This is a genomic window from Flavobacterium sp. 102 (assembly GCF_003634615.1).
Lineage (GTDB): Bacteria > Bacteroidota > Bacteroidia > Flavobacteriales > Flavobacteriaceae > Flavobacterium.
On record NZ_RBKX01000001.1, the window covers coordinates 146427 to 158270 of the forward strand.

At 38.7% G+C, this 11844-nt stretch carries 6 protein-coding genes; 4 read left to right on the forward strand and 2 right to left on the reverse strand.

Translation table 11 applies throughout. The annotated features are described in order from the left end of the window. The first annotated feature begins 156 nt into the window (after positions 1–156). A complete protein-coding gene (locus C8C84_RS00730; RefSeq protein WP_158592535.1) occupies positions 157–5412 on the forward strand; it encodes a GEVED domain-containing protein in 5256 nt (1751 codons plus the stop codon). A gap of 56 nt (positions 5413–5468) precedes the next feature. On the opposite strand, the gene C8C84_RS00735 is transcribed toward C8C84_RS00730, so the two are convergent. Next, positions 5469–7241, reverse strand: coding sequence for a T9SS type A sorting domain-containing protein (locus C8C84_RS00735; protein WP_121311700.1), 1773 nt, complete (start codon positions 7239–7241; stop codon positions 5469–5471). 62 nt (positions 7242–7303) lie between these two features. Further along, positions 7304–8065 carry a hypothetical protein gene (locus C8C84_RS00740; protein WP_121311701.1) on the reverse strand — a complete coding sequence of 254 codons (762 nt, stop codon included), beginning with the start codon at positions 8063–8065 and terminating at the stop codon, positions 7304–7306. 719 nt (positions 8066–8784) lie between these two features. On the opposite strand from C8C84_RS00740, the gene C8C84_RS00750 reads away from it, so the two are divergent. The 3 genes from C8C84_RS00750 to C8C84_RS00760 all read left to right on the forward strand — a co-directional run bounded on the left by C8C84_RS00750 (position 8785) and on the right by C8C84_RS00760 (position 11765). Next, complete coding sequence (locus C8C84_RS00750; protein ID WP_121311703.1) at positions 8785–8964, forward strand: DUF5522 domain-containing protein; 180 nt, start codon at positions 8785–8787, stop codon at positions 8962–8964. 167 nt (positions 8965–9131) lie between these two features. Beyond that, positions 9132–11114 (forward strand): urocanate hydratase, encoded by a 1983-nt coding sequence (locus C8C84_RS00755; protein WP_121311704.1) that lies wholly within the window; start codon positions 9132–9134, stop codon positions 11112–11114. Between the two features lie 117 nt (positions 11115–11231). Further along, positions 11232–11765: a DUF4136 domain-containing protein gene (locus tag C8C84_RS00760; protein ID WP_121311705.1), complete on the forward strand. Its 534-nt coding sequence runs from the start codon at positions 11232–11234 to the stop codon at positions 11763–11765. The last annotated feature ends 79 nt before the right edge of the window (positions 11766–11844 follow it).

Below are 11844 nucleotides of genomic sequence, written 5' to 3' on the forward strand. Positions count from 1 at the left end.
TTTATTTAAACTATTTGCAAAATATTATTACTTTGCACCCGTATAAGCTTAGCATCTTATCATTAATAATTAAACATGAAACATAAATACTTTTTTTCAAATTCCGAATCTAAAATTTGTAGGTTTATTTTTTATTTTTCATTTCTAACAATTCTTTTGCATTCGGGCAAAGTACAGTCTCAAGGAGCAGATTGTTTAAATGCGACACTTTTAACTGTAAACGGGGCAGCTGTAGGAGGAACTATATCCGACGCTGTTATAAATGACCCGACTATTGCCACTGGTTGTTCAGGAGGCTCAACATCACGAGATGGTTGGTATAAATTTGTAGCCACAAGTTCTATCGCCACTGTGACTGTGACTTCAACCAACAGACAACTTGTAATATATGCATATTCTGGTGCTTGCGGCTCTCTTACACAGTTCAACTGTTCTAATACTAATACGACTGCTGGTCCCCAAACAGAAGTAATGAATTTAACTGGTCTTGTCGCAACTAACACCTATTATATTAGAGTTGTTAATTCAGCAAATAATATAATGAATTTAAGCGCAGTAACCGTTACCACTAGCCAATGTGATGCTGCAGTGTCACTACCTTGCGGAACTACAAATCTTGCTGGGACTACTGTAGGCACAACTAACATTCCACATGGATTAGGATGTTCAATAAGTAATTATGGCAAATGGTACACTTTTGTTGGAAACGGACAAGCCACTACTATTTCATCTACGGCTTCATTTGACCATGAAATGTCAATTTCTTCGGGAAGCTGTGGGTCTTTTACCAGTATTGATTGCGTAGACAATAGTACTGCAGGAGAAACATACACATTCACCTCAGTAAACGGAACTACCTATTATGTTTATCTTGCACATTACTTATCAGGCTCAACCACAACCGGAACCTTCACCATTTCAAGAAGTTGTGTAGTACCACCATCAAATGACGATTGTAGTACTTCTGTTGGTTTAACTGTAAACCCAACTGCTACTTGTACAACCAGTACAAATGGAAATACTTCCGGCGCCACGCAATCATCTACGAGCTGTGATGGAAACTCTGATGATGATGTATGGTATCATTTTACGGCTACCTCAACTAATCATGTAGTTACTGTTACACCAAACACACTTAACAATGCCGTTTTTCAAGTTTATAGTGGAAATTGTGGAGGATTAACCAACATAGCTTGTGTCAATACTACAACAGGTTCTTCCGTTGAAACAACAACTTTAAGCGGACTTACCATTGGCAACACTTATTATGTTAGAGTTCACAGTAACGCAAATACTATCGGATCACAGGGTTCGTTTGCCATTTGCGTGACAACGCTACCCAATTGTACAGCACCAAGCTCACAAGCGACAGGTTTTACAACAGGCACAGTAACTTCTTCAACCTTCCCGGCAACATTTTCAGGAACCGCAAGTGGCTATTTGGTGATACTATCTACTTCATCAACACCTCCGACTTCACCTTCAAACGGAACAATTTACGATGCTACTAATATTGCAACATTAGGTTCAGGTTTGACTTTTGTTCAAAGTAGTAATTCCACCTCTATTACAACGTCAGGCTTAAATGGCAATACCCGCTATTATTACTATATCTATGCTTACAACAACTCAAGTTGTATAGGAGGACCAATTTATCATTTATCAGCTCCATTATCCGGAAATGCTGTTACTTGTCCTGTTGCGCCCTCGCCAGTTTCTACAACTGCTACATTAACAAGTATCAATTTTAGTTGGCCAACATCAATAGGTGGTGGTGCCAATGCCGTAACATATACACTTCAAGTAACCACAGATGCCGGTTATACCTCAAACGTAGTCGGTTCACCATTCACAATAAGTAACCCAACTACATCTTACAACTTAGCAGGATTAACAGGAAACACCATTTATTATTATAGAATTAGAGCATCCAATGGTTGTAACAGCACTTATACTCAAGGCTCAACAACAACGGGATATTGCTCCGCAACTTCATATTATACAGGAGAATATATAGATAGTTTTTCAACTACTGGCGGTGTAGCGAATATTACCAATAACAGTACTGGGTTTTCTACATCCGGATATGGTGACTTTACAGGAATGACTGTTAGTCAATTACCTTATGGTACGATTAATTTTTCCGCCGATTTTTATTACGACTATTATGGTTTTTCTATATGGGTAGATTGGAATAATGATTTAGACTTTGATGATGCAGGAGAACGTGTTTACACCTCTGCTGGCACAGTATTAGATGCAACAGGTAGCTTTGCTGTTTCTTCGTCTGCATTACCTGGAAATTATAGAATGAGGATAAGAATAGACTATGATGATTCAAGTCCGGAATCTTGTGGTGAAATTAGCTTTGGCGAAACCGAAGATTACACTTTAACAATTTTATCGCTGCCTTGCTCGGGAAATCCTTCTGCAATAACAGCTTCTTCATTAACAACAACTACTGCAACAGTCTCTTGGACTGCCGCTTCACCTGCTCCGGCAAATGGTTATGACTATTATCTATCAACCTCTGCTACAATCCCAACAGCCGGTACAACCCCAACAGGGGATACAGCGGCCGGAGTAACTTCAGTAAATTTAACAAGTCTTGTTGCCGGAACGAACTACTTCATTTGGGTTCGTTCAGATTGTGGTGGTGCAACCGGTCAAGGCATATGGATACCCTATACATTTTCTACTCTAATTGCCCCACCCATAACGACAGGGGCAACAATATGCCAAGGAGCAAGCACAATAATTTCCGCTACTGCTAGTTGTGCTGCTTCTACCAATTTAGGGAATACTATAAATGGTTCGTGGAACGCGGCAACAGATCCAATCGCGCTTCAGCCTCTAATTTTCATATCGAGTGAAGATCCTTGCGCTTTTGATACTGAAACCGCAAATTACACCACTCTTAACTTCCAGGTTAGTGTATCAGGCACATACGTTTTTGCCATGGCTGACACATCAGCTTATGATGGAATGGGGTATATCGTAACAGGTGGTTTCACCCCAGGAAGTTGCGCAACCGGAACATGGATAGCAGGAGATGATGATGGAGGAGCTACTTCTTTGGAGTCAGAAATCTCCGCAAACTTAACTGCAGGAGTTACTTACACTTTAATTACTACAGTTTATTCATTTAGCAACACAACCATTACAAATAATTACACTTGGAACATCACTGGACCAGGAACACTAGCATCAGGAACTAACGGCATACTTCAATGGTATACTTCAGCTTCAGGGGGAACTCCCATAGGCACAGGAACACCTTTTAATCCTGTTGGAGTATCCGGTTCAGGACTTTCAAACACCAACACACCGGGAACCTATACTTTTTACGCAGCTTGTTCTGCCTATCCAAGTATTAGAACTGCAGCGAATATTGTTATTCAAGGCCCAACAGCTGTTATTTCAGGAGCGGGTTCAATTTGTGACACAAGCACCACTATAAGTGTAGCCTTAACAGGAAATCAGCCTTGGAGTGTAACTTACACTGACGGAACTACGCCAACAACTGTATCCGGAATTACAGCAACTCCCTATACATTTACTGTTTCACCTACCACTACTACCTCTTATACTTTAACCGCTACAAGTGACAGTAATTGTCCTGCTGTAGCGGCTAACGTTAGCGGAAGTGCAATTGTCTCCTATGGAAAAACTTGGCTCGGCGGTTCATCAGATTGGAATGCAACTTCAAATTGGTCAGGAGGAACATTACCTACTGCAACAGATTGTGTAGTAATACCTGATACCGCAAACGATCCTATTGTTTCAGGAACTGGCTACAATGGTTTAGCAGGTTCGCTAACTGTTTTAGACGGAGCCGTATTAACCATCAATTCAAACAATAGCATAACCGTTACTGACTGGGTAAATGTCCAAGCCAATGGAACTTTCTTAATCAACAATAATGCGAGTTTAGTTCAAATAAATAACAATGCTAATACCGGTAACATTGTTTATAGACGGAATGCTTTTATCAGAAGTCTTGACTATGTTTATTGGTCATCACCAGTAGCCGGTTTCAACGTGAGTAATATTGCATCACCCTTGACTTCATGGGGAATTTATAAATGGAACACAACAGTAGTAAACCCTAACGGCGGTCAAGGCAATTGGGAAAATGCCGCCGGTAATACAATGATAGCCGGAAAAGGATATATCGCCAGTGGCCCATCAAGCTTTAGTTCTTCTACTGCGGCAACTTTAAATGGTATTTTTACAGGAGTACCCAACAACGGAAACATAACCGTAGCTATAGAAAGAGGAAATGACACCAACACAGGGTTGCATTATGGCACTAATGGTGTTCAAATAACCAACTATAGTGACAACTGGAATTTACTCGGAAACCCTTACCCATCAGCTATTCGAGGGAGTCAGTTCTTGTTTGATAACAACACCAAACTTATGGGCAATATTAGACTTTGGACGCATGGAACTTTACCCACTGCGATTGCCAATCCGTTTTACGATTCTTTTGTTTATAACTATAGTCCTGGAGATTATTTGACTTACAATTTTACCGGCACCAGTTGCTGTCCAGCGGCAGCGGCGGATTTATTTATTGGCTCCGGACAAGGTTTCTTTGTACAAATGATTGACGGAACTGCCGGAAGTGACACTGTAACTTTTACAAATAATTTGAGAAGCGCCACTTACAGCAATAGTTCTTTTTACAGATTTTCTTCTAACACAACTAATAGTTCAAGCGGTAATAATGTTGAGAATTTAGAAAGAAACAGAATTTGGCTAGACATCATTAGCGCAACTGGTCAGTCTGAAAGAACTTTATTTGGCTATATACAAGAAGCAACAATGGACGAGGATAATTTCTTCGATTGCAAGACCCAAAATACCGGGAGTACACAAATCTACTCTTTAATTGATGATAGCTTGTACTCTATTCAAGGTCGCTCACTACCATTCAATATTTATGACGAAGTGCCAATTGGCGTAAACATTCCAAACTCAGGAATTTACACTATTGCCTTGGCAGCCATTGACGGTTTATTCAACGAACAAGATATCTACCTTAAAGATAATTTATTGAATATTACCCACAATTTAAAAGCCAGTCCTTATCAATTCTCCGCTTCAAACGGTTTGATCAAGGATAGATTCAAAGTAGTTTATCTTAACAACACACTTGGGAATCCTGAGTTCTCTACAGACAACAACGTCAGAGTTGTAATTAAAGATGTTGTAAGTGTAAGTTCTAACAATCTTCAAATGGAATCCATAATTGTTTATAATCTTTTAGGCCAAAAACTAGATACTTATCCAAACATCAATACCAATTATTTCACCCTTTTTAACTTGAGAAAAAACAATGCAGGTTTATTGTTAAAGATAAAATTACAAACGGGCGAAACCGTAATCCGGAAAGTGGTTTACTAATTTTTAAAATTTACTTAGAAAAACAAAAGACCTTACAAACTAAGGTCTTTTGTTTTTTATAAAGAGGTAATCATTACTTTTTGAACCATTCTCCTTTTATCACTTGCAGTTACTTCAATCAGATAAACACCATTACTCAATCCGCTGGTTGAAAATTGATAGTTTTCCCGAGAATCTAAATTTTCTTTATTGAAAATCAACTTTCCGCTTAAATCATAAAAACTAAGCGAACGCAATGCAATCGAATTTGGATTAGAGATGATCAGCATTTGAGCGCTATTATTTTGAAAAACACCAACATCAGATTTAATGTCGTTATTATTGTTATTCAAAGAATTGTCTTTAAATGTAATCTCAAAACGATTATTGTAAATTCCGGTTGGCAAAACTAGTTCATAGGTGTTATTTCTAATCTCATGATACGATTCATCTTGCGCATCATACAGGTATATCGGTTGGGTTTCATCAACATTCAAAACCTGAGAAGCATCAAACTTAAAAGTAGCATTATTAGTTGATTTAACACCTAAAGAAATTCTTTTATCAACATCAAAAGCCACTCCCTGAATAACAAATTTTTCATTATTCAAAAAGAAATAAACATCATTAGGAACGTTGTTATCAACTGGACTTTTAGCATCAATACCAACATCAACTCCGTCTGTTGCCGTTGGTACAAATGCTAATGCAATTTGGCTGGTATATTGATTGTTCATAATCGTATTGATATGAATTTGCGGAATACCAATCACTTCATTGGTCTCTGTAGTCAAATTACCCATCTGACGTTGAAATTGCGAATAGTCACCTTCTTTCTTATAAACGCGATACTCATTTTTGAGTGTCAAATTCCCGTCAAAAACACCCTTCACCATGAACCCTTGTCCAATAGGCGCATATTTTCTTTCCACACTCAATCCGGAAGAAGCTCCGGCATTATTCAACGTTCCATCTACATTATAAGTATTGTATGTTGCAGGAACATAAACGCCATCGGATTCCAAACTAATAGGCGAATAAGTTCCGTAACCGCCTTGGTACTCTGACAAAACATGCGAATTGACCGTTTTATCTTGTTCCCAATAATAAGCTACTCCATCACAAGCCGAATTAGCTTCATCCAATAAAAAAGCATTCACATGCAGTGCTGAAGGATAAGGATTTCCGGTCAAAGTAAAACCATTAGCTGCTACATTAACAGTAATATTTCCATCATTAGGCTTACCTCTGAAATCGTATCTTTGGGCATTTCCAAAATTATTTACCGCAGTTTCACCAACGTCTGTAAGATCATAACCGCTTGTTCCTTTCATTGTGAAGCCTTGTCCCGCACTTATATTGGTATTGGCACCTGAATGAAACCATTGCGAATAACTGGAAGAAGATAAAAATTTCCATATCCAATAACTCGCAATCGACAAACTTCCTGTACCGCTAACACCATTTAAACCACTATTCATCGTTGCCGGATTGCTCATTGTCTTGGAAGTCGGCACATTTAACATGGTTATCCCAAAATCTTCATTGCCGGAATTCGTTGAAGCATTACCCACCGGAGAACACCAATAATTATAACAAAAATTATTGACGGTACCCTCTTGAAAAACAGACAATTTCCCAGTTCCTGTGTTGACTGAAGCGCTTGTAGTTCCCTGAATCAATTGGCCGTTATTTCTCAAATACAAATGACTTGCACCGTTAAGTTCAATTTTTCCTTTCACATAAATCAGCCTTCCCTTATTGTATATAAAGCTGTTGTCACTCACATAAAGTTGCGATGTAGACACAAAGGAAACAGATAAAAGTAATATGCAAAGTAGGTTTTTCATAATACACTTTTTTAAATATTTATAAGTTACAAAAAATACACTTTTGGGGGAAAGTGTATTCTTTATAAGCCTAGATAAATAAATCCGTTTATCGCTAAATAAGGGTTTTGAACCGTAACCGATTGCTGAGCAACACCTCCGTTGATAGAGGATGTTGTATGCGAATGTGAACCACTCGAAGTGGTAGAGCGACTTTCACTTGTAGGCCGAACTACTGATCCTAATGATATCCCCAAAACCGATGTTAACAGAGCACTTCCATCCGCTCCTGTATTGTGCGTATGATCTCCATTAGTACTAGTTGTCAAAGTAACATTGGGCAATTGATTCTGGTCGATAGTTACCGAAGAACTTCCTCCGATAGTATTAAGTGTTTTAGTATCACTAACACCAACAATGCTTTTATCAGCAAGATTAGGCAGGTTAGTTCCAATACCTAAAGCGGTAGCGGCAGCTTGTTGATTGACAGTCAAACTACTTTTAGCTCTTCCATCTAACAAAACCCATCCATTGTGATCACCCGTTTGAAAACCATGTTTGACATCACCAAAATTGTAAACCTGAGCATACATCGGCTTCCAGTCAGAACCGGCATAAAAGCAATAAGTATTATTGGAAGTTAAAAAAACAATTTGCCCGGATCTATTTCCCGAGGAAGGCAAAACACTTACCTGTGGAATAGCGATGCCCGCTTCGGCGGTTGGTGTGGCAGGATCTATTTCTCTTACATCTAAAGTAGCAACTGGTGTGTCAGTACCAATTCCTATTTGAGAATGAGCCTGAAATGATAACAAGATTAAGGTTAAGTAAAGATTTTTTTTCATGTCTTTTAAATTTAGGGGTTAATTCAAAAGGTGGTATTTAAAACTTACAGCCCAATTATTGCCGAATTAAAATAGGAGATTCATTTTTTGAATATTTCATTTTAGCAAGCTTCAATTGGCCTATAATTTTCTTTCTGATTTCTTCAACAAACCTACAATATAATATTTAATGAAACAAAAATAATGTCGACAAATTGCGATTTTTATAGTTTAATTACATTATTTTAATTGCAATATGCACCATTTTTTACTTCTTAAAACAACTTAACTTCCATTTTTGTTTAACTTTGCGAATGTCAAATTCACAAATACAATCTATTACTAAAGGAAAAATCGAACTATGAATTTATAAAAAAAGAGGTGTTTAAAGAAACTTTAAAAACGAAAACAACTTACGCTCGGAAAAATAAATTATATTGTTCTCGTTCTGATAAGCTTCCTTTTCAAAGGAAATAGATCTGTAGGCAAGATGTCTATTTTTCAGCAATGAAAGTCGGATCAAAAACTCCAGTCCATACCAAATAAAAAAAGGCAAAACCAACAACTCCAATTGCTGGCGCAAATGAATCTTTTCATGATTCATTAAAGTCAAATCGCTTGTACTTTCCCGATACTTCAAAACCACAAACGGAAAAACAGTCAGTCCTCTGAAACCTTTTGGAATTAAATATTTCGAAACGATTATAATCATTACTGATAAAGTCTTTAAATTTGTGCCTATGAACGAGCAAAATAATGAAAATAAATTAATCGAAGGCGAAGATTATTACTTAACACCCGAAGGTTACCGATGTTTCACTGAAAAATACCATTTAAAACGCGGCTATTGCTGCCGAAGCGGTTGCCGTCATTGTCCGTACGGATTTGATAAGAAAACAGGAACAATTAAAAAAAAGTAAACAGCGTTCAGTCGCAGTGTTCAGTAATAAAAAAAATGGCGTTCCCTTTCAGGTCGGGCTATCGGCTTTATCTCTTCGAGGATATCGCCTCTATCCCTAACGCAACAACTTAGAAACACAAAAAAACTCAGAACCTTAGTCCCTCAGAACCTCAGCAACTAAAAAATATGACTTTCCAAGAACAAATACTACAAGGAATCCCAACGGTTTTACCAAATCCAAAACCTTACGAACCCGAAATCAATCACGCACCCAAACGCAAAGAAATACTCTCTGATGACGAGAAAAAATTAGCGTTAAAAAATGCCTTACGCTATTTCGAACCGCATCACCATGCGACTTTAATTCCGGAATTCAAAGCCGAACTGGAAACTTACGGTCGCATCTACATGTACCGCCTTCGCCCCGATTACAAAATGTATGCGCGCCCTATTTCAGAATACCCGGGAAAATGCGAACAAGCGAAAGCCATCATGCTGATGATTCAAAACAATTTGGATTACGCCGTGGCACAACACCCGCACGAGTTAATCACTTATGGCGGAAACGGAGCGGTATTCCAGAACTGGGCGCAATATCTTTTGACCATGAAATACTTGTCCGAAATGACCGAAGAACAAACTTTAGTCATGTATTCCGGTCACCCAATGGGATTATTCCCATCGCATACTGAAGCACCAAGAGTCGTAGTGACCAACGGGATGGTCATTCCAAATTATTCCAAACCGGATGATTGGGAAAAAATGAATGCGTTGGGCGTTTCTCAATATGGTCAAATGACCGCGGGAAGCTATATGTATATCGGTCCGCAGGGCATCGTTCACGGAACAACCATTACGGTTTTAAACGGCTTCCGAAAAATAAAAAAATCGCCAAAAGGCGGTTTATTCGTGACTTCTGGACTTGGCGGAATGAGTGGTGCCCAACCCAAAGCCGGAAACATAGCAGGCTGCGTAACCGTTTGTGCCGAAGTCAATCCAAAAATTACACACATTCGCCATTCCCAAGGTTGGATCAACGAAGTAATTGAAAAAATAGAAGATTTAGTACCAAGAGTTAAAAAGGCATTAGACAATCAAGAGGTAGTTTCGATTGCTTATTTAGGAAATGTCGTTGATGTTTGGGAACGCTTTGACCAAGAGAATTTACACATCGATTTAGGTTCCGACCAAACATCACTTCACAATCCTTGGGCTGGTGGTTATTATCCTACCGGATATACTTTCGAGGAGTCCAATGATTTGATGGCGAATAATCCGGAGAAATTCAAAGAAGAAGTCCAAAAAACACTGCGCCGTCACGCCGCAGCCATCAACAAACACACCGCCAAAGGAACTTATTTCTTTGATTACGGAAATGCATTCTTATTGGAAGCTTCTCGTGCCGGAGCTGATATTATGGCAGAAAATCACATCGATTTCAAATACCCAAGTTATGTGCAGGATATCATGGGACCCATGTGTTTTGACTACGGATTCGGACCATTTCGATGGGTTTGTGCTTCAGGAAATCCGGATGATTTAGCCAAGACTGACAAAATTGCCTGTGATGTTTTGGAAAAAATGATGAAAAACTCCCCTGAAGAAATCCAACAACAAATGGCCGATAACATCCAATGGATTAAAGGCGCACAAGAAAATAAACTAGTCGTAGGTTCACAAGCTAGAATCCTTTACGCCGATGCGGAAGGTCGAATCAAAATAGCCGAAGCTTTCAACCAAGCGATTGCTCGTGGCGAAATTGGTTACGTAGTTTTAGGTCGAGATCACCATGACGTTTCCGGAACGGATTCTCCATACAGAGAAACTTCCAATATCTATGACGGTTCCAGATTTACTGCTGATATGGCGATTCACAACGTTATCGGAGACAGTTTCCGTGGCGCAACTTGGGTATCGATTCATAACGGCGGCGGTGTTGGTTGGGGCGAAGTTATAAATGGTGGTTTTGGTATGGTTCTTGATGGTTCAAAAGAAGCGTCAAGGCGTTTAGAATCAATGCTTTTCTGGGATGTAAACAACGGGATTTCCCGAAGAAGTTGGGCCCGAAATGAAGGTGCCATTTTCGCTATTAAGAGAGCGATGCAGACGCAACCTTTATTAAAAGTTACCATCCCTAATATAGTTGATGATGGATTGTTAGAATTTTAGATTATTGGACTGACTTAGACAAGATAATCATGATTAATTTCGAATCTAACAATCTAAGACCCGAGACCGAAGGTCGAACAGAGCGAAGCTAAGCCTAAAATCTAAAAAAAAACAAATATGAAATCAATTAAAATTTTACCGTTACTCCTACTCTTTGTTCTCGCATCGTGTAGTTCCATCAAAGTGAATTCCGATTATGACAAGCAAGTAGATTTTGCACCTTATAAAACTTATGCTTTTCACAAAACCGGAATTGACAAAGCCGAGATTTCCGATTTGGATAAAAAACGAATTCTTCGCTCTATTGACGAAACCATGGAAGCCAAAGGATTTTCTAAAAGCGAAACACCAGACTTATTAGTTTCTTTTTTTACTAAGGAAAGAGAAGAAGTTAATGTAAACCAATTCAATGCCGGCTGGGGTTATGGCTGGGGCTGGGGTTGGAATCCTTACTTGTGGGGCGGAAACACTTCTGTATCGAGACACACCGAAGGAACACTTTACATCGATATTATTGATGCCAAGAAAAAAGAACTGATTTGGCAAGGTGAAGGCGAGGGTGTTTTAACCAAAGACACCAATAAAAAAGACGAAGTGATTAAGGAGTTTGTGACTAAAATATTAGAGCAATATCCACCGCAGAAAAAGTAGGCAGTGTTCAATATTCAGTTGGCAGATTAAGCTATAAACCGTAACCAAGACGTTACGGTTTTTTTATTACGACAGATTT

Bases quoted from the DNA above. Each gene is read 5' to 3' on its own strand.
- C8C84_RS00735 (WP_121311700.1), bottom strand. From the start codon at position 7,241: ATGAAAAACCTACTTTGCATATTACTTTTATCTGTTTCCTTTGTGTCT.
- C8C84_RS00740 (WP_121311701.1), bottom strand. From the start codon at position 8,065: ATGAAAAAAAATCTTTACTTAACCTTAATCTTGTTATCATTTCAGGCT.
- C8C84_RS00750 (WP_121311703.1), top strand. From the start codon at position 8,785: ATGAACGAGCAAAATAATGAAAATAAATTAATCGAAGGCGAAGATTAT.
- C8C84_RS00755 (WP_121311704.1), top strand. From the start codon at position 9,132: ATGACTTTCCAAGAACAAATACTACAAGGAATCCCAACGGTTTTACCA.
- C8C84_RS00760 (WP_121311705.1), top strand. From the start codon at position 11,232: ATGAAATCAATTAAAATTTTACCGTTACTCCTACTCTTTGTTCTCGCA.